Origin of the sequence: Actinokineospora auranticolor (genome assembly GCF_002934265.1) — a bacterium.
Taxonomy (GTDB): Bacteria; Actinomycetota; Actinomycetes; order Mycobacteriales; family Pseudonocardiaceae; genus Actinokineospora; species Actinokineospora auranticolor.
Genome location: NZ_PTIX01000023.1, coordinates 42,511 through 61,184, shown reverse-complemented (window position 1 = coordinate 61,184; position 18,674 = coordinate 42,511). Strand labels below are relative to the sequence as shown.

The following is an 18,674-nucleotide window of genomic DNA, read 5'->3' as shown; positions in this document are numbered from 1 at the left end:
CCTGATGGGACCGGGTCTGCCCGTTGCCGCGTGCGGTGGCGTCGGCGGGCGTGCCAACCCCAACGCGTCCCCGGGGGTCGTCGACGAGCGCGGATACTCGTCGTCGGCCACCGGACGGCCGCGGAACCACTGGTCCCCACCCCATCCCCGCCACCTCGGTGGCGGACACGGGTTCCCACTCACCCTGACCGTGTCCGACGGACCGGCGCTAGTCCGGCCACTCCCAGCGCGCGCAGAGGATCCCGGGACCGAAGTCCAAGGCCACGGCGTGCGCCTTGCCGTCCAGGGTGACGTCCAGCTTGCGCCGGTTCGTCACCTGGTCGTCCATATCCACGGTGTACTGCTCCAGATACGCGGGCAGCGCCCGCGGGTCGAAGCGCAGTTCCAGCACGAACTCGCGGACCGGACCCGGGAACTTCCGGCAGTAGCTGTCGTCGCCGCGCGAGTACGGCGGTCCCGGGTGCCGCAGGGAGTAGTCGACGATCGTCGTCTCGCCCCGGTTCAGCGGCTGGTCCAACAGGATCTCCGCGGCGACCAGACCCGCCGCGGGGTCTTGGGCGACACGCCCGATCCGGCACGTGTCACCCGCGACGATCTCCGGGAACGGTCTCCCGGGGACCTCCAGGTCGTACACCATCAGCGTGCGATCGGCCCCATCCCGCTCGGCGCGGAATACCTGGCGGATGTGCAGGGCCTTCTCGCCGCGGTCGACGGCGATCTCCATCTTGTCGTGCTGGCTGAGCTTCGTCAGCGCGGCGTCCGTCGTGAAATCGATGCGCTTGAGCAGGTGCGAGACGGGCTCGCTGTTGCCCCACAGCGCCTCGACCGTCAACCGGGATGACTCCCGGTTGACCCGCCCGCGCGGTCGCGGCGGCCCCAGCAGGGCGATCAGCGATCCGGTGGGCACCCCGAGGACGTCTTCCAGGTGGCCGAGTGCGGCCAAGGACTCCGCGCGCTCCGGCCTGCGGCGCCCGGACTGCCAGTAGCTCAGCGCCGTGACGCTGATCGACACCCCGCGGGCACGCAACCGGTACTGGATGCGGTCCAGGCTCAAACCACTGGCCTGGATCGCGGACCTCAGCGCGGTGGGGAAAGCGTCCGCCGCCAGCGATTCCGGCTGGTCGGCGGTCAACGCATGGCGAACACTCCCGTTCTGGTGAAGCTCACGAACTGGCTCGCGGGTGATACCGCTACCCATGTTCACTCCCTGGGTTACCCCTTACGCCCTGTCGGTCACATTACGTCCTAGGGGGCCCGCTGGATAGCGTCAGTGTTAATTCATGGGTAACCAGTTCGCTGCCTGGCGTCACCGGATAGGCTGAACGGCCCCGGTGCTATACCGCCGATCAGTCGGCGTTTCACCGCCAAAGGGTTCACTTCGTTCCCGCGCGTTCCCAGACATCGCGGCTGGTCGGGAAGGCTGGAAGCGCTCGCGGAATCCTGCCGGCGGTCGCGGCGCGGCACCGGTTAGCCTGACCGGCACACGCGCGGGACGCCGTTGGCTCGATCCCGCGCACGATCCCAAGATCTGGACAGGAGAGCGCACACCGTGATCCGCACGCACGAGGCCGGAACCCTCCGCGCCGAGCACGCCGGGCAGACCGTCACCCTCACCGGGTGGGTGGCCCGCAGGCGCGATCACGGCGGGGTCATCTTCATCGATCTGCGCGACGCCTCCGGTGTCTCCCAGGTGGTCTTCCGCGAAGGTGAGATGGCCGAGCGCGCGCACCGGCTGCGCGCCGAGTTCTGCGTCAAGGTCGTCGGCGAGGTCGCCGCCCGCCCGGCGGGCAACGAGAACCCGGAGATCCCCACCGGCGCCATCGAGGTGCTGGTCACCGAGCTGACCGTGCTCAGCGAGTCCGCGCCGCTGCCCTTCCCGCTCGACGACCACCTCAGCGTCGGCGACGAGGTCCGGCTCCGCTACCGCTACCTCGACCTGCGCCGCTCCGCCCCCGCCAAGGCGCTGCGGCTGCGCAGCGAGGTCAGCCGGGTGGCCCGCGACGTGCTCAACACCGAGCGGTTCGTCGAGGTCGAGACCCCCACGCTGACCCGCTCCACGCCCGAGGGCGCGCGCGACTTCGTGGTCCCCGCCCGGCTGCGGCCCGGCTCCTGGTACGCGCTGCCGCAGTCGCCGCAGCTGTTCAAGCAGCTGCTCATGGTCGGCGGGCTCGAGCGGTACTACCAGATCGCCCGCTGCTACCGCGACGAGGACTTCCGCGCCGACCGGCAGCCCGAGTTCACCCAGCTCGACATCGAGATGAGCTTCGTCGACCAGGACGACGTGATCGCGCTCAGCGAGCGGATCATCGGCGCCATCTGGCGCGAGCTGACGGGCCACGACATCGCCGCCCCGCTGCCCCGGCTCAGCTACGCCGAGGCCATGTCCCGCTACGGCTCCGACAAGCCCGACATCCGCTTCGCCGTCGAGCTGACCGAGCTGACCGAGTACTTCGCCGACACCCCGTTCCGCGTCTTCCAGGCCCCGTACGTCGGCGCCGTGGTCATGCCGGGCGGGGCGAGCCAGCCGCGCAAGCAGCTCGACGCCTGGCAGGAGTTCGCCAAGCAGCGCGGCCACAAGGGCCTGGCCTACGTGCTCGTCGGGGAGGACGGCACCCTCGGCGGCCCGGTCGCCAAGAACCTCTCCGAGGCCGAGCGCGACGGCCTGGCCAAGGCCGCGGGCGCCGAGCCCGGCGACTGCGTGTTCTTCGCCGCGGGCCACCCCGACGACGCCCGCGCCCTGCTCGGCGCGGCCCGCCTGGAGATCGGCCGCCGCTGCGGGCTGATCGACGAGTCCGCGTGGGCCTTCCTGTGGGTCGTCGACTTCCCGATGTTCGAGGAGGCCTCCCGCGCCGAGAGCGCCGGTGACGTCGCCGTCGGCGGTGGCCGCTGGACCGCGCTGCACCACGCCTTCACCTCGCCCACCCCGGACTGGATCGACCGGTTCGACCAGGACCCGGGCAACGCCCTGGCCTACGCCTACGACCTCGTGCTCAACGGCAACGAGATCGGCGGCGGGTCGATCCGTATCCACAACCGCGACGTGCAGGAGCGGGTCTTCGACGTCATGGGCCTGGACCGGGAGACCGCCCAGGAGCAGTTCGGCTTCCTGCTCGACGCGTTCTCCTACGGCCCGCCCCCGCACGGCGGCGTCGCCTTCGGCTGGGACCGCATCGTCATGCTGCTGTCCGGGGAGTCCTCGATCCGCGAGGTCATCGCCTTCCCCAAGACCGGCGGCGGCTTCGACCCGCTGACCAGCGCCCCCGCGCCGATCTCCGCCGAGCAGCGCAAGGAGGCCGGGGTCGACTTCAAGCCCGCGCCGCCCAAGCCGGAGACCGCGAAGCCGGAACCCGCCGCGCAGTAGGCGCCGGTGCTGCACCTGAGGGCGATCTGCCCGCCCGGGATCACCGAGCGGGCGGTCGCCCTCCTGCGCGAGCACGCCGGTGCCACGCACCTGGTCCTGTTCCGCGGCGCGGCCGTCGAGCCCGCGGGCGACGTCATCGAGGCCGACGTCGCCCGTGAGGCCGCGGACGAGATCCTGGCCGCGCTGTGCGGGCTGGGCGTCGACCGCGACGGCGGGCTGACGCTGGAGCAGGTCGACACGTCGCTCTCCGACGCCGCCGACCGCGCCGAGGAGGCCGCGCCCGGCGAGGCGGCGGACGCGGTGGTGTGGGAGGAACTCGTCGGCCGCACCGGCGAGGAATCCCGCCTCAACACCACCTTCCTGGCGTTCTTGACCATCGCGTGCCTGCTCGCCGCCGTCGGCGTGATCACCGACTCGCCGGTGACGATCGTCGGCGCGATGGTCGTCGGCCCGGAGTTCGGGCCGCTGGCCGCGGTGGCGGTCGGGTTGGTGCGCCGCCGGTTCGACCTCGTGCGGCGGGCGCTGCTCGCGCTGGGCGCCGGTTTCCCGTTGGCCATCCTGGTCACCGCGGGCGGAACGTGGTTGGGCAACTACACGGGGTTGTTCGACGCGTCCGTGATCTCCGGCGACCACGACGTCGACTTCGTCTACGAGGTGGGCCCGTGGTCGCTGGTCGTGGCCCTGTTGGCCGGGGCGGCGGGCATGCTGTCGATGACCTCCGCCAAGTCCGCCGCGCTCGTCGGCGTGTTCATCTCCGTCACCACCGTGCCCGCCGCCGGTTACATCGGTGTGGCCGCGATTCTCGGTGAGTGGGACAAAGTCGCGCGTTCCGCCGGGCAGCTCGCGGTCAACCTGGCGGGGATCGTGCTGGCCGCGGCCCTGGTACTGCTGTTGCGGCGCAACAGGAGCGCTCCCGACATCCGGGAAAGGCCGCTTTCCCGGGGTTGACCTCCCCGCCGAGTGGGCACCCTTTGGTGGGTGGTGTGCGCGAAACACGATCGACGTCGTTATTTCTTGGCGGGCGCCTCGTGTCGGGCCCGCCCCGCCCACTACGGTCATCTGGGCGAGAGTGCTGACTGGGCCGGACCGGCCCCCTACGATCGGGAGTAGGGTCAGAGGAGATGAGTGTGGAGATCGCCGCCGATCCGCCGGAAACCGGCGAACCGGGCGGTACCGGCGTAGTCGACCACCCCGCCAGCGCGGAGGTGTTGGCGACCGTCGTGGCCGCCGAGTCCGTGCTCAGCAAGCGCTTCGGCGCGCGCATCCGACTCGCCGAACCCGAGGACCTCGGCGGCAGCGAGCGCTCCATCGTGCTGCGCGTCAAGGTCGCGGCGAGCCCCTTCTCCCTGCCGCGCACCCTCGCGGTCAAGCGGTACGTCGAACGGCCGGACACCGGTTCCCGCGACAGTTGGGTGCGCGAGGCGGTCAGCTACCAGCTGTTCACCGCGCTCGCCGCCGAGGACCGGATGTGCCCGGAGCTGTTCGCCCACGACCGCGGCACCAGCCTGCTGGTGCTGGAGGACCTGGGCCGCGCGCCGACGCTGGCGGAGAAGCTGCACGGCGACGACGCGCGCGTCGCGGAGGGCGCGCTGCTGTCGTGGGCGCGGTCGCTGGGCAGGCTGCACGCCAGCACCGCGGGCCGTGAGGCCGATTTCGACGCGCTGCTGCGCAGGCTCAGCCCGCCCAAGTCCAAGGACCCGCTCACCGTGGACGGTCCGATCGCGGTGGAGGCGCTGCCGCTGTTACTCCGCACCGAGTACGGCGTCGCCACCTCCGACGCCGCGCTCGACGCGGCCCGGGCGACACTGGCCCTCTTGGACACCGCCCGGCACCGGGCGTTCAGCCCGTCGGACTCCTGCCCCGACAACAACCTGATCACCAACCGGGGCGTCCGCTTCCTCGACTTCGAGGGCGGCTGCGTCCGCAACATCCTCTTCGACGCGGCCTACCTGACGGTCCCCTTCCCGTCCTGCTGGTGCGCCTACTCCCTGCCGCCGGGCATGACCGACGCGATGCTCGCCGCCTGGCGCGCCGAGATCCGCGTGATGTGGCCGGACCTCGACGACGACGAGGTCCTGCTGCCGCGGCTGCTGGACGCGCAGGTGTTCTGGGTGTGGCTGACCACCTGGCAGTACCTGACGGTGCCGGACGTGGAGCAGTTGGGCTCCGGCGGCGCGGTAGCCCGACCGCACCAGGCCGACGTGTTGGTGGCCCGCTGGGCCGGTTTGGCCGCGGCCGCACGCCGAGCCAAGTCGGCGGCGGTGGCCGAGCACGCCGAGTCGGTCGTCACGGCTCTCACGCGACGGTTCGGCGAGCGTTCGCTGCCGCTCTACCCCGCGTTCGACTAGCACCGAAGACTTCTCCGGTCCGTCCCCGTGCGGACACCGGGTCCTCACCGCCGGTGAGCCTGTGCGCCGCAAGGTTGAGCCCGTGACCGCGGTGGGATTCGAACGCAACGCTGTCGAGCATCCGACGTGGACCGCCCGCACCCTGGCAGTCCTCGGCGACTCCACGTCGGTGGGCCTCGGCGACCCCCTCCCGGGCGGCGGCTGGCGCGGCGTCGGCCCGCTGCTCGGCGCCGCCCTGGGCGCCGCCGTGCGCAACGTGTCGGCGCCCGGCGCCCGCCTCGCCGACGTCCGGGGCACCCAGTTACCCGAGGTGCTCAACACCCAACCGGACGCCGCCATCCTGATCGCGGGGATGAACGACACCCTCCGCTCGGACTTCGACCCGTCGGCGATGCGCGCGGACCTGACGCACACCGTGAACAGCCTGCACGCCGCGGGCACCGTGGTCGTGCTGGTGCGCTACCACGACCACGGCAAGGTCTTCCGCATGCCGGAGTCCCTCCGCAGGGCCCTCCGCGACCGCATCGACCGCCTCAACGCCGTGATCGATGCGGTGTCCGCCGAAACCGGCGCCCCCTACCTGAACCTGGACACCCTCCCCGGCGCCTACCAGACGACGACGTGGAGCGTCGACCGCCTGCACCCGTCGGAACTGGGCCACCGGATGCTGGCCAAGGGATTCGCGGAAATCCTGGCCCACAAGGGATGCGCGATCCCCACACCGGTCAGCCTCACTTGCGAGGGCGGCCTCCAGGCAGGCCCCCTGGCCCACGTGGCGTGGCTCATCATCAAGGGCATCCCCTGGCTCTGGCGCCGAGGCCAGGACCTCGTCCCCTACGCGATCTCGATCATGCTCCAAGCCCGCCGCGACCGCCTGAACCCCCAAACCGCACCATCCGCCGCCGACCTTCTCACCCCCGAAACCCCCGACCTGAAAACCACCTGACCCACCCGACCAGGCCAACACCTCAGCCCGTACCACCGCTTCCCACGGCGGCCGGCTCTGGCGGCACCAGACCTGGATTCGTCGCCGCGCACTCGAGGCACGGGCCAGAACCCGGACGACAGCGCGGACGACCCCACTTCGGCTTTCCCGCACCGACCGCGGCGTTGAACCTTGAGCCGCCAGTCGACGGCCGCGATCGGTGGAGACATCAAGAGAACGTGCGAGAAGCCTGTCGATGACAGGTGAGGCCGACTTGATCGGAACCCGGCCTCCCAAGCCATACCTCGGCCCCGTGGAATGGTGCTGGAGCGGGGTTCCCGGCCACAGCCGGGATCGCAGCTCCAGCCTGGCTTGGTCCAGACTCGGGCTCTCGGCGATGGACTTGGCCCAGTCGGGTGGAGCTAAACAAGGCTCCTGGAAGGAGTCGGACCGTGGCTCCAGCCGTGGCTTGGTCCGGATTCAGGCTTCCGGCCATGGTGTTGGCCCCGTTGAATGGAACTTGTGCAGGGCTCTTGGACGCCGCCTCACCACCGCCGTGGCTCTAGTTGTGGTTGCGTTCCCTGCCAGGGCTCGGCCCCGTCGAGCGGAGTCAAGCAGGGCTCCTCGACGCAGCCGGGACCACGGCCCTAGCCGTGGCTCGATCTGACCAAGGCTCCCCGCCCATGGCCGCGGCCTCGTCGAGTAGAGCTGAAGCAGAGCTCTTGGAGGCAGCCGGCGTCGCGGCTCTAGCCGTGGCTTGGTCCGGGCTCATGCTCTCGGCGATGGCCTTGGCCTCGTCGAGTAGGGCTGGAGTGAGGTTCCCGGTCGCAGCCGGGATCGTGACTTCACCCGTGGCTTGATCTGGGCCAAGGCTCCCGGCCGTAGCCGCAGCCTCGTCGAGTGGGGCTGGAGCAGAGTTCCCATAGGCAGCCAGCACTATGGCTCCAGCGGCGGCTTGGTCCGGATTCAGGCTTCCGGCCGTCGTCTCGGCCTCGTCGAGCGGAGCTTGTGCACGTTTCCTGAAGGCAGCCAGCGCCGCAGCTCCAGGTGCGACCAGGTCCGGACCCGGTCGCTCAGCCGTAGCCGCAGCCTCGCCGAGTGGGGCTGAAAGCAAGGCTCCTCGAGGCGGCCGGGACCGTGGCTTGACCTGACCAAGGCTCCCGGCCGCAGTCGCAGCCTCATCAGTGGAGCCTATGCACGGCTCCTGGAGGCAGCCAGCGCCGTGGCTCCAGCTGTGGCTTGGTCCGGACTCGGCCATCGGCGATGATCTCGGCTTCGTCGGGTGGAATTGCGGCAGGGTTCCTGGACATAGCCGGGACCGTGGCCGGAGCTGGGACGAGGCTCCCGGTCGTAGCCGCAGCCTCGTCGAGTGGGGCTGAAGCAGGGGCCCGACCGCAGCCAGCGCCGTGGCTCCAGCTGCGCTTTGGTTCGGATTCAGGCTTCCGGCCATGGTCTTGGCCTCGTCGAGCGGAGCTTATGCAGGGTTCCTGGCCGCACCCGATGCCGTGGCTCCAGCCGAGGCTTGGTCCGGACTTGCCTTCCCCGCCAGGGTCCCGCCTTCGTCGAGCGGAGTGACAACAGGACTCCTCGACGCAGCCGGGACCGCGGCTCTAGCCGTAGCTTGATCCGGGCCAAGGCTCCCCGCCCGTAGCCGCAGCCTTGTCGAGTGGGGCTGAAGCAGGGGCCCGGCCGCAGCCAGCGCCGTGGCCCCAGCCGCGGCTTGATCCGGAGTTCCCGCGGTGGTTGGTGCCGCGACCGGAGCCGAAGCCGGAGCCCGAGCCGGAGATCGGACTCCCTGCCACAGCCTGGCCGCAGCCACAACCGGACTCCCTACCGCAGCCCCACAACCCAGCGGGAGTCCTGCCGCCCCTGACTTGCCGGTGCGGCGCGTGCCTGGTGTAGCGGCACGGGTGGTCACCTTGCTGGCCGAGGACGATGGCGCGGTGCACTGAGGGTGGACGAGTTCCGCGTGCGGGTGTGACGCGTTCCGGCTCGCGGGCCCCTTCCGGCAAGGAGAGCGTTGCGGTCAGGTGCGGGATAGCTGGAAGCCTCGGTTCCCCACCATTGCCGCAATCAATATCCGCGCGGTAGGAGCTCTGCGGTCGGAGTCGTCATCAAGCCTCGGCGAACCCGCTACTCACCTCTCTTCCGGACGTCGCCCGACTTCTTCGGCATCAAAGGCGTCACCTCCTCCCCAGCACCCGTCCCAGCGCGCCGAGTACTAACTCGACCCGGTCGGGGCGGGCGTTGTGGCCCATGAGCCCGATTCGCCAGACCGAACTCGCGAAGGCGCCGACTCCCGCGCCGATCTCGATTCCGTACTCGGTCAGCAGCGCTTCCCGGGTCTTCGCCGAGTCCACCCCTTCCGGAACCCGCACGGTCGTCAGTTCCGGAAGCCGATAGCCCTCCGCGGCGAACAGGGACAGGCCCAGCTCGGCCAGGCCCTCGTGCAGCCGCGCGCCCGCTGCCTGGTGGCGCTCCCACACCGCTTCCAGGCCCTCGTCCAGGATCCGGCCCAGGGCGGCGTGCAGGGAGGTGATCATCGCGACCGGTGCCGTGTGGTGGTAGGTGCGCCCGCCGCTGGAGCCGTCGACGTAGGCGCCGATCAGGTTGAGGTCGAGGTACCAGGTCGGCGGGCGCGGCACCCGCCGGTCCCACGCGCGCGGTGACACCGTGAACGGGGCGAGGCCCGGTGCCACGCCGAGGCACTTCTGCGTGCCCGAGTACGCGATGTCGACGTCCCACGCGTCGATCGCTACCTCGATGCCCGCCAGCGAGGTCACGCAGTCCGCCAGCACAAGAGCCCGCTCGTCGCGCTTGTGCACCGCCAGCGCCAGTTCCCGGATGTCGCTGCGCACCCCGGTTGAAGTCTCGGCGTGCACCGCGGCCACCATCGACGGCTCCGGGTGCGCGGCCAGCACCCGCTCGGTGTCGACCGGTGTGCCCCAGTCGTGGTCGACGCGCACGACCTCGGCCCCGTAGCGGCCCGCCACCTCGACCATGCGCTCGCCGAAGAGCCCGTTCACCCCGACGACGACCACGTCGCCCGGGCGCGCGAAGTTGGCGAACGCCGCCTCCATGCCGATCGACCCCGTGCCGGACAGCGGCAGCGTGCGCGCGTTCTCCGTGCCCCACGCGCGCCGCAGCCGCGCGCAGGTCTCGTCGAGCACGCGCAGGAACTCCGGGTCGAGGTGGCCGAGCAGGGGAGCGGACAGCGCGGCGGTGGCCTCCGGGTAGGGGTTGGACGGTCCGGGGCCCAGCAGGGTGCGATCGAGAAGTGGCATGTCGATGACTTTACGGAGCGGCCGCCGGGGCCGCTCGAAGTTGTCCACAGCCCCGAACGAGTGACTTGCGGAACACCAGCCGCTCATGAGAGCGCTTGGGCCCGACGCCGGTCAACGGATCCGCCAACCGACCGTCGGGCCCAACGGCTACCGATGAACTGCGGTGGAAGGGTCAACTCGCCAACGGTACCCGCAGCACCCCCGAGAACGTGTCCACAACGGACAGCAGTGGTGTCTCCGAGTCCGGGTGCACCACAACGCCCGTCGGACCCACCTCGATGTGCTTGTCCAACACGAACCACCCCGGCACCACGTGGTGCGCTCCGAGCGAGGTCAGCACCGGCCGCAGCGCGTAGTCCAGCGCAAGTACATGCGCAGGGCTGCCACCGGTGAGCACCGGCAACACCGTCTTACCCGCCAACGCGAACTGCGGTAAGAGGTCCAAGAGGGTCTTCAAGAGCCCGCTGTAGGCAGCCTTGTACACCGGCGAAGCCACTACGACCCCGTCTGCGGATTCGATCGCGGTGACCACGTCCACGATCGCCGGGTCCGCCACGTCGGCGTGCAGGAGCGCCTGGGGTGGCAGGTCGCGCACGCGGACCAGCCGCACGGAGTGGCCGTGGCGGCGGAGCCGGTCGGCGAGGTGTTCGGCCAGCGCGGCCGTCCGGGACTTCGCCGACGGGCTGCCGGAGAGTACGACGATCGAGGACACGGAGAACCTCCAGGGTTGATCAGGAGTACCAGGTGGGCTCGGGGACCTCGTCGCGCAGCACGAACACCCCGACCTCCCGCCGCTTGTAGGCCACCGGGTCGTGTAGCGTATGCGTGCGCACGTTGCGCCAGAACCGGTCGAGCCCTTCGCGCGCCGCCGTGGACCGCGCGCCGGTCACCTCGAACACGCCTGCGGTGACCTCCAACGCCACCTCGGTCGCCCGCGCCTTAACCGCCGCGACCCGCACCTCGTGCACGCCGCGCTCGCGCTCGGTCACCAAGTCGGGGCTCTGGTGGATGGCCAGGCCCTCTTGCGCGACCTGGTCCGCCAACGCCTCCACCGCCCACAGCTTGGCGGTGAAGTCGCCATAGATGTCGAGCACGTACGGTTCGTCCACCGCGCGTTCGTGGCCGCCGTGCAGCCAAGAGCGCGACTTCTGCGCGGTGTAGGTCCGCGCGGTCTCCAACGCGCCGCGCGCGATGCCGAGGTAGAAGTTGACGAACACCAACTGGATCGTCGGCACGTTGAGCGTGTTGTAGACCCGTGGCGTGAACTCCTTATCCACGTACCCGGCCGCCGACGCCCACGGCACGCGCACGTCGGAAATGGTCACACCGCCCGACTCCGTGAGCCGCTGCCCGATGTTGTCCCAGTCATCGTGGAAGGTCAGGCCATCGATGTCCGATGGCACGATGGCGAAGATGTGCTTGTCGGTGCCTTCCAACACGCCTTCGAGCACCGTGAGGTCCGAGACCTTGCTGCCGGTGGAGAACGACTTGTGCCCGTTGTAGACGATGGTGTCTCCCTCGTCGCGGATAGTCACATCCGCGTCCCGGGGGTTGACCGCGCCACCAAAGAAGAGCCGGTTGGTGGTCGCCAGCTCCTCCACCGCCTCGATCTGCTCGGACGTACCCACCAGGCGGGCGGCCCAGAACCACAGGTAGTGGTAGCCGAGGAGTTGCCCGATGGAGCCGTCGGCCTTGGCGACCTCACGGACCACCCGGTACGCGGTAGGCCAGTCCTGGCCCCCACCGCCGTGCCGAGTCGGCCCGAGCAACGTGACCAACCCCGAGTCCTTGAGCAGTCGAACCTCCGCGTGGGGTGTCTTCCCCTCACGGTCACGCTCGACAGCGTCGACGGCGAGCAGTGCCGACACCTCGGCGGCGCGTGTCAGCCACTCGGCAGGGGTCGTCGGGGAGGACTGGGCCCAGTCGGCCTTGGTCGTGGTCATCTCGTGCCTTCCTGTGGCGGGTCACGCGCGAAGAGGTTCAGGAGAAGCGGCGCTGCGGTCGGCGTCGGCCTCAAGGGCGCGCACGATCGGCAGCACGTTTTTGCCGAAATACTCGATTTCCTCGTGGTAGTGCAGGAAGCCCAAGAGGGCGAGGTTGACGCCAAGAGCGCGGTAGCGCACTAACCGCTCCGCGATCTGTTCCGGTGTCCCGATCAGCTTGGTGCGGAATCCGTCGTTGTACTGCACCAGATCATCGAACGACGAGTCTGCCCACATGCCCTTACCGTCGCCGGTAGAGCTACCCGCCTGCCGCACGGCATCCCGGAACCCTCCCACCGCCTCGGGGTTCGCCTTCGCCACGATCTCCCGCAGCGTCTCCCGGGCCTCCGCCTCGGTGTCACGGGCGATCACGAACCCGTTGAGGCCGAACCGGACGGTCCGGCCGTGCGCCCGAGCCGAGGTGTTCACCTCCGCGATCTGCTCGGTGACCCCGTCGAAGTCCTTGCCGTTGCTGAAGTACCAGTCGGACACCCGGCCCGCCATCGCCCGCGCGGCGGTGGAGTTGCCGCCTTGGAAGACCTCCGGGGTGGAGGTCGGCTTGGGCTTGAGGTCGTAGCCGCGCAACCGGTAGAAGTCGCCCGCGAACTCGGCGTCGTCCTCCGTCCAGCTCTTGCGCAGCACGCGGATGAACTCCTCCGACCGCCGGTAGCGCTCGTCGTGCTCCAACCACGGCTCGCCCAACGCCGTGAACTCGCCCTTGAACCAACCGGACACCACGTTCACCGCGGCACGCCCGCCGGAGAGGTGGTCGGCCGTGGTGATCAGCTTGGCCAGCACCCCGGGGTGCCACAGGCCGGGGTGCACGGCCGCGATCACCTTGAGGCGCCGCGTGGCCAGCAGCAGCGCGAGGCTGAAGCTGGTCGACTCGTGCTGGAAGGCGGCCCCGTAGCTGGCCATGTAGCGGACCTGGCTCAGCGCGTACTCGAAGCCGTTCTCCTCGGCCAGCACGGCCAGCTCGCGGTTGTAGTCGTAGGACCAGTCGGTGCGCTGCTCGATGTCGCTGACGACGAGACCGCCGCTGACATTGGGCACCCAGTAGGCGAACTTCAGTGGATCCGGTGGAACGGGCATGGCGAACTCCCGGGTCGGCCGTGGGCGGAACCGTCGGTGGGGGAGAGTTCAGCGCGGACAGCCCTGGCTGCAGACGCGGACGAAGTCGACGTGCCTGCGCCGGGTCAGCGGGTGGCCTGGCCGGGTCGTGGACACGCCTCTATCCGAACACCGAGATCGTGGAGGGTCAACCGGGGGCGTCGCGCGTCCACCCGGTGGGAAGGGGCGGCTTCGGGAATGCCTCGATACGGGGAAGTTGCCGGTCTGGGACTGTCTTGGCGCGGATAGTGCTGGTAGGGGAGCGCGCTAGTCCTGCGGTACCAGTGCCGGATCGGACGCGGCGTGCCGTAGTAGGGATCGGATGGCAGTACGCGAGCGGCGGTAGACCGACACGTCGTCGTTGAGCACCGAATACGCGTTGGCCGTCTCCATGAACGCCACCAATTCGAAGCCCAACTGCGCGGTCTCCACCTCCTCCTTGATCTCGCCGACCGCGCGCGCCTGGTCGATCAGCTTCTCCACCAGCCGCGCCCACCGCGCGGACAGGGCCACGATGGTCTCGCGCACCCGCCCGGGCTGGGCGTCGAACTCCGCGGCCACCGCGTAGAAGAAGCACCCGCCGGGGAACACCCGCCCGCGCGAGTAGTCCAGCCAGCTCACGCACAGCCGCCACACCTTCGCCAGCCCGGGGGACAGGTCCATGACCGGGACGACGACCGTGTCGATGTAGATTTTGGTGGCGGCGTCGATGGTGGCCAGTTGCAGCTCCTCCTTGGAGCCGAAAAGCCCGAAGACGCCGCTCTTGCTCAGGTGCAGGTCGGTCGACAGCCGACCCAGCGACAAGCTCGCCAAGCCCTCGACGGACGCGATCTCCACCGCACGCGCCAGGATGAGCCCGCGCGTGTGGTTCCCGCGTTGGACGCGCCCGTCCACCCGTGCCTCGGTCATCAGCCACTCTCAGCGCAAGTCGCGTCCGGGGTGCCCACCCGGACCTGGACAGATGGTACGTGACCACCGGTGACGCGGCGGTTTCGTCGATTTCCGCCGGTACAACCGCCGGATCCACCCTGCCAAAATAACCGCACGATCGATCGCACTTATGTGTTAGCGTGCGTCCATGACACACGATGTGGTCATCGTTGGGGGAGGAGCTGGGGGATGCGTAGTGGCTTCCCGGCTCGCTGATGATCCGAAGCGCACGGTCCTGCTGCTCGAGGCCGGGCCCTACTACGGCGCTGCCGAGCAGTGGCCAGAAGAACTGGTCGACGGCTTCGGCATACCGCGCACCGCCGACTGGGAGTACGCCAGCGAACCGCTGGACTACGGAGTTTCCTTCCCGCTCCGGCGCGGCAAGGTCATCGGCGGCTCGACCGCGGTGAATTACTGCGTCACGCTGCGCGGCAGACCCGTCGACCACGACGCCTGGGGGATGCCGGATTGGTCGTGGCACAAGGTGCTGCCGACCTACGAGTCCCTCGAACGCCACCCAGACGATCCGCCCGCTCGTGGCAAGACCCCAATCCGGCGCTATAGCAGGAAAGAGCTGACTGACTCGCAAGAGCGCTTCTTGGCTGCCTGCGAGACGACCGGCTATCCGCTCGTGGACGACCTCAACGCCCCATATGCCGTCGGAGCGGGTCTTACGCCTCTCAACCAGGTCGATGGCATCCGTCACAACGCTGCCCTGGTGTACCTGTCGGACGTCGATGACCGGCCGAACCTGGAGATCCGCGCGGGTACGGAAGTCCACTCCGTTGTCGTTCAAGGCAATCGCGCGACGGGCGTGCGGCTCACCTCGGGTGAAGTCATCCCCGCACGACAGGTAGTGCTGTCCGCAGGCTCTTACAACACACCGACCATCCTGATGCGCTCAGGCATCGGCCCTGCCGAGCACCTGAAGGACGTCGGAATCGACGTAGTAGTCGACAACCCGGCGGTAGGCGCGAACCTCAAGGAACACCCCACAACGGCAGTGGTCTACGCCGCCACGGCCGAACAGCACGATGAACCGCAAGCGCCGCTGCGCACCATGCTCACCCTCAAGACCGATCCGGCCGAACCCGACGCGGACATCCACATACACGCTGTCGCCACGTCTCCCACCCAGACACAAGAAGGGCACCACCCCACGGGCTACGACTTCCGCATGACCGCCGGTCTCGTCGCGCCGCGGTCAACCGGCTCGGTGCGCCTGCGGTCACGCGAGATCGGCGACCCGCCGGTCATCGACACCGGTGTTTACCGAGATCCCGAAGACGTCAGACGCGTCGTCGACGGTGCACGGGTGATCTGGCGCTTGGCCGAGAGCACGCCGCTGGCCGAGATCCTGGTCGCCGAACTCGTGCCTGGACCCGCCATCGCCGCGAGCGGCCTGGAAGACGCCGTCCGCGCCGTGGTCGGCACCTACAACCACCCTGTCGGCACCTGCCGAATGGGCCCCGGTGGGGTGGTCGACGAGCGCTGCCGCGTGCACGGCGTGGCCGACTTGGTGGTCATTGATGCCTCGGTGTTCCCCGTGAGTTCCCGCGCCACGACCACCCTGCCGGTCCTCATGGTCGCCGAGCGCGCCGTGGGAATGAACTGGGGTCACGCGTGACCGCCCTGCGGGACGACCCGCGCGTGACACCGTTCCGACACGTCAACACCGTGCACTTCGACGAACTCGATCCGCTCGGCATCCTGCACAACGCCCGGTACGCGCTGCACGTGGAGCGCGCCACCACCGCGTTCCTGCGCGGGCACGGGTTCCGCTGGGCGGCCGACACCGCCGACAACCCGGACCAGTTCCAGGTCGTACGACGCTTCGAGATCGACTTCGAGCTGCCCTTCATCGGCACCGGACCGCTGGCGGTGGAGCTCTCCGCGACCCACATCGGGACCACCAGCCTGCGCTACCGGTTCCGTTGCGTGGGTCCGAGCGGCGAGTCGCACGCTCACGGCAGCCGTTCGGTGGTCAAGCTCGACCCGGACACCTTCCGACCCGAGCCGTGGACCGCGCGCTGGCGCGCGGCGCACTTGACGGTCCTCGAGCGGGCGGACGGGACCACCTGATGTGCCCGTTCCGGTTTCCGGCCGGCCTGGGGGCGGTCGGAAACCGGAACGGGTGGTTGGACGCACGGTCGACTGGGAGGTTGGGGGATGGGACAGGCGCGGGCCACGTTCGAGCGCAGGCAGCTCGGTCTGGTGCTGCGGCGCTTGCGCGAACGCGCGGGCAAGCCGCAGCAAGCCGGAGCCGACGCGGTGGGGAAGGTCCGGTCGCGGATCGTGCAGTTGGAGGACGGCACGGCCACCGCCAGCCAAGAGGACCTCGACAGGCTCCTCGCGTGCTACGGGGCGAGCGGGGAGGAACGCCACACCGTCCTCGAACTGGGGGCGCTGGCCCGCAAGCGCCAGCAGCGGCGGGTGCACGTGGACAACCTGCCCGACGCCTACCGCCGGTTCGCCGACCTCGAGGCCAGCGCCTACGAGATCAACTCGGTGGAGAGCGGCGTCATCCCCGGCGTGCTCCAGTCCCCGGCCTACGTGCAGGCGCTGTTCGCCGAGGCCGAGGGGATCTGGTGGGAGCCGGAAGGCGCGCAGGCCGAGGACCGCTGGTTCTTCCGCATGGACCGGCAAGCCCGGCTTCTGGGGGAGAGCGACCGCCGCGTCATGCGCTTCGTCATCACCGAGGACGCGTTGCGCGCCAACATGGGGGCTCCAGAGGTGATGCATGAGCAACTGGAGCACCTGGTCAACCTGATGGACAAGTACCCGGCTCTCAACATCCGTGTGCTACCCACGGGTGTGTACGGAAATCCGGTAAGAGGCCGGACTCTGCTCGTCTTCGGTTTCGGCGACCGGGGGACACCCGTCGGCTACTCGTCAGGTGTCCCCGGCCCCGCCACCTACTACGACGGCGAGGAAGAGACCGCGAGCATGCTTCGCGCCTTCCACCGCGTATGGGACCTGACTCTGGGCCGCGAGGACTCTCGACGGCTGATCCAGAAAATCGCGAAGGAGAACGTTGATGGCACCGTCGACTCGGGACACGGGCTGGTTCAAGAGCAGCCATAGCGCCGCTGCGGAGGAGAACTGCGTGGAGATACGCCTCACCCGATCCGCCGTTGGGATACGAGATACCAAAAACCGCTCTGGAGGCGCATTGGCCTTACCGCCGGTCTCTTGGCGCACATTGATCGATGGCACCAAGTGTGGCGGGTTCGCTCTACCGCTCTGAGCGCCCGCCGCCACCGACGTGGTGCGGGCGGTCCAAGCCCGCACCACCAGGTAGCGTCGAGCACTGTGGAACAGGAGTTCGACCTTTTCGGCGCCCCCGCCTCCGACGCGGCCGTTCGCAAGGCACACGCCAACACACCGCTCGCGGTGCGGATGCGGCCTGCCACGCTCGACGAGGTCCTGGGCCAGGACCATTTGCTCGGCCCCGGCGCGCCCCTGCGCCGCCTCGTCGAAGGCGCGGCACCGGCCTCGATCCTGCTCTACGGCCCACCCGGTACCGGCAAGACCACGCTGGCCACGCTGGTCTCCTCGGCCATCGGACGCCGGTTCGTCGCCCTCTCCGCCCTATCCGCGGGCGTCAAAGAGGTCCGCACGGTCATCGAAGAAGCCCGCCGACGCCTCACGCACTCCGGTGAGTCCACCGTCCTGTTCATCGACGAGGTGCACCGCTTCTCCAGGACGCAGCAAGACGCGCTGCTCAGCGCCGTAGAGGACCGGATCGTCCTCTTGGTCGCCGCCACCACCGAGAACCCCTTCTTCTCCGTGGTCTCCCCCTTGCTCTCCCGGTCTCTTGTGCTGCAACTCCAGCCTCTTACCGATACCGACGTTCAAGCGCTCATCCGTCGCGCGGTCTCCGACGAACGCGGCCTCGACAACAAGGTCACCCTCCAAGAAGACGCCGAGGCCCACCTCGTGCGCCTCGCCGGGGGAGACGCCCGCCGCGCCCTCACCGCCCTGGAGGCCGCCGCCGACTCGGCCGCAGCCACCCGCGACGGCGACATCGACCTAGCCACGGTTGAGGCCACCGTCGACAAGGCAGCCGTCCGGTACGACCGCTCCGGCGACCAGCACTACGATGTCATCAGCGCCTTCATCAAGTCCATCCGCGGCTCCGACGTCGACGCCGCGCTGCACTACCTCGCCCGCATGATCGAGGCGGGCGAGGACCCCCGGTTCATCGCCCGCCGCCTCGTCGTGCACGCCAGCGAGGACATCGGCCTCGCCGACCCCACCGCCCTGCAGGCCGCCGTGGCCGCCGCCCAAGCCGTGCAGCTCATCGGCCTGCCCGAGGGCAGGCTCGCGCTGGCCCAGGCCACCATCCACCTGGCCACCGCGCCCAAGTCCAACGCCGTCATCACCGCCGTCGACGCCGCCATCGCCGACGTCCGCGCGGGCGGTACCGGCCTGGTACCCGCCCACCTGCGCGACGGCCACTACGCGGGCGCCAAGAAGCTCGGCAACGCCACCGGCTACCGCTACCCCCACGACGTCCCTGAGGGCGTGCTGACCCAGCAGTACCCGCCGGACGACTTGCGCGGACGCGACTACTACGAGCCCACCCAGCGCGGTGCGGAACGCAACCTCGCCGACCGCGTGCCGAAGCTGCGCAGGGTGGTGCGCGGCGAGTAATCGACTCGCCCGACCGGGCCGCCACCACGCACACTGGCCGGGGAGGGCGCGCGGTAGCCTGGCGCGGATCAATCCGCC

The 18,674-nt window shown here is 69.8% G+C and carries 15 protein-coding genes; 9 read left to right on the top strand and 6 right to left on the bottom strand.

The window, feature by feature from the left end; translation table 11 throughout:
• Positions 1-208: 208 nt before the first annotated feature.
• Positions 209-1,132: a helix-turn-helix domain-containing protein gene (locus tag CLV40_RS29785; protein WP_104482332.1), complete on the bottom strand. Its 924-nt coding sequence runs from the start codon at positions 1,130-1,132 to the stop codon at positions 209-211.
• A gap of 417 nt (positions 1,133-1,549) precedes the next feature.
• On the opposite strand from CLV40_RS29785, the gene aspS reads away from it, so the two are divergent.
• The 4 genes from aspS (at position 1,550) to CLV40_RS29765 (ending at position 6,655) form a co-directional block, all read left to right on the top strand.
• The gene (aspS, locus tag CLV40_RS29780) at positions 1,550-3,361 is read left to right on the top strand and encodes an aspartate--tRNA ligase (RefSeq protein WP_104482331.1); all 1,812 of its coding nucleotides are present in this window, start codon (positions 1,550-1,552) and stop codon (positions 3,359-3,361) included.
• Between the two features lie 6 nt (positions 3,362-3,367).
• Positions 3,368-4,309 carry a DUF389 domain-containing protein gene (locus tag CLV40_RS29775; protein ID WP_104482330.1) on the top strand — a complete coding sequence of 314 codons (942 nt, stop codon included), beginning with the start codon at positions 3,368-3,370 and terminating at the stop codon, positions 4,307-4,309.
• Between the two features lie 179 nt (positions 4,310-4,488).
• The gene (locus CLV40_RS29770) at positions 4,489-5,709 is read left to right on the top strand and encodes a hypothetical protein (RefSeq protein ID WP_219824146.1); all 1,221 of its coding nucleotides are present in this window, start codon (positions 4,489-4,491) and stop codon (positions 5,707-5,709) included.
• Positions 5,710-5,791: 82 nt separating this feature from the next.
• On the top strand, positions 5,792-6,655 hold the full coding sequence (locus CLV40_RS29765; protein ID WP_219824144.1) for an SGNH/GDSL hydrolase family protein: 864 nt from the start codon (positions 5,792-5,794) through the stop codon (positions 6,653-6,655).
• Between the two features lie 2,162 nt (positions 6,656-8,817).
• On the opposite strand, the gene CLV40_RS29760 is transcribed toward CLV40_RS29765, so the two are convergent.
• The 5 genes from CLV40_RS29760 to CLV40_RS29740 form a co-directional block, all read right to left on the bottom strand.
• Positions 8,818-9,918, bottom strand: a complete 1,101-nt coding sequence (locus CLV40_RS29760; protein ID WP_104482376.1) for a pyridoxal-phosphate-dependent aminotransferase family protein — start codon at positions 9,916-9,918, stop codon at positions 8,818-8,820.
• A gap of 172 nt (positions 9,919-10,090) precedes the next feature.
• Positions 10,091-10,630 carry an NADPH-dependent FMN reductase gene (gene ssuE, locus CLV40_RS29755; protein ID WP_104482328.1) on the bottom strand — a complete coding sequence of 180 codons (540 nt, stop codon included), beginning with the start codon at positions 10,628-10,630 and terminating at the stop codon, positions 10,091-10,093.
• Positions 10,631-10,649: 19 nt separating this feature from the next.
• Positions 10,650-11,861: an acyl-CoA dehydrogenase family protein gene (locus tag CLV40_RS29750; protein ID WP_104482327.1), complete on the bottom strand. Its 1,212-nt coding sequence runs from the start codon at positions 11,859-11,861 to the stop codon at positions 10,650-10,652.
• A gap of 21 nt (positions 11,862-11,882) precedes the next feature.
• Positions 11,883-12,992: a dimethylsulfone monooxygenase SfnG gene (gene sfnG / locus CLV40_RS29745; protein ID WP_104482326.1), complete on the bottom strand. Its 1,110-nt coding sequence runs from the start codon at positions 12,990-12,992 to the stop codon at positions 11,883-11,885.
• A gap of 285 nt (positions 12,993-13,277) precedes the next feature.
• Entirely contained in the window at positions 13,278-13,919 is a 642-nt protein-coding gene (locus CLV40_RS29740; protein WP_104482325.1) for a TetR/AcrR family transcriptional regulator, read from the bottom strand.
• 169 nt (positions 13,920-14,088) lie between these two features.
• Between CLV40_RS29740 and CLV40_RS29735 the strand changes: the two genes are divergently transcribed.
• From CLV40_RS29735 to CLV40_RS29715, 5 genes are all read left to right on the top strand, one after another.
• The gene (locus tag CLV40_RS29735; protein WP_104482324.1) at positions 14,089-15,567 is read left to right on the top strand and encodes a GMC family oxidoreductase; all 1,479 of its coding nucleotides are present in this window, start codon (positions 14,089-14,091) and stop codon (positions 15,565-15,567) included.
• Positions 15,564-16,022, top strand: a complete 459-nt coding sequence (locus CLV40_RS29730; RefSeq protein WP_181043813.1) for an acyl-CoA thioesterase — start codon at positions 15,564-15,566, stop codon at positions 16,020-16,022. Before CLV40_RS29735 ends, CLV40_RS29730 begins: the two co-directional genes overlap by 4 nt.
• An 87-nt stretch (positions 16,023-16,109) precedes the next feature.
• Entirely contained in the window at positions 16,110-17,024 is a 915-nt protein-coding gene (locus tag CLV40_RS29725) for a helix-turn-helix domain-containing protein (RefSeq protein ID WP_104482322.1), read from the top strand.
• A complete protein-coding gene (locus CLV40_RS29720; protein ID WP_104482321.1) occupies positions 16,978-17,187 on the top strand; it encodes a DUF397 domain-containing protein in 210 nt (69 codons plus the stop codon). The genes CLV40_RS29725 and CLV40_RS29720 overlap by 47 nt, the downstream gene beginning before the upstream one ends.
• Before the next feature lie 65 nt (positions 17,188-17,252).
• Positions 17,253-18,596: a replication-associated recombination protein A gene (locus CLV40_RS29715; RefSeq protein WP_104482320.1), complete on the top strand. Its 1,344-nt coding sequence runs from the start codon at positions 17,253-17,255 to the stop codon at positions 18,594-18,596.
• The last annotated feature ends 78 nt before the right edge of the window (positions 18,597-18,674 follow it).

Coding starts and splice junctions, on each gene's coding strand:
- CLV40_RS29735 (WP_104482324.1), top strand. CDS start 14,089: ATGACACACGATGTGGTCATCGTTGGGGGAGGAGCTGGGGGATGCGTA.
- CLV40_RS29720 (WP_104482321.1), top strand. CDS start 16,978: ATGGCACCGTCGACTCGGGACACGGGCTGGTTCAAGAGCAGCCATAGC.
- CLV40_RS29760 (WP_104482376.1), bottom strand. CDS start 9,918: ATGCCACTTCTCGATCGCACCCTGCTGGGCCCCGGACCGTCCAACCCC.
- CLV40_RS29750 (WP_104482327.1), bottom strand. CDS start 11,861: ATGACCACGACCAAGGCCGACTGGGCCCAGTCCTCCCCGACGACCCCT.
- CLV40_RS29740 (WP_104482325.1), bottom strand. CDS start 13,919: ATGACCGAGGCACGGGTGGACGGGCGCGTCCAACGCGGGAACCACACG.
- sfnG (WP_104482326.1), bottom strand. CDS start 12,992: ATGCCCGTTCCACCGGATCCACTGAAGTTCGCCTACTGGGTGCCCAAT.
- CLV40_RS29725 (WP_104482322.1), top strand. CDS start 16,110: ATGGGACAGGCGCGGGCCACGTTCGAGCGCAGGCAGCTCGGTCTGGTG.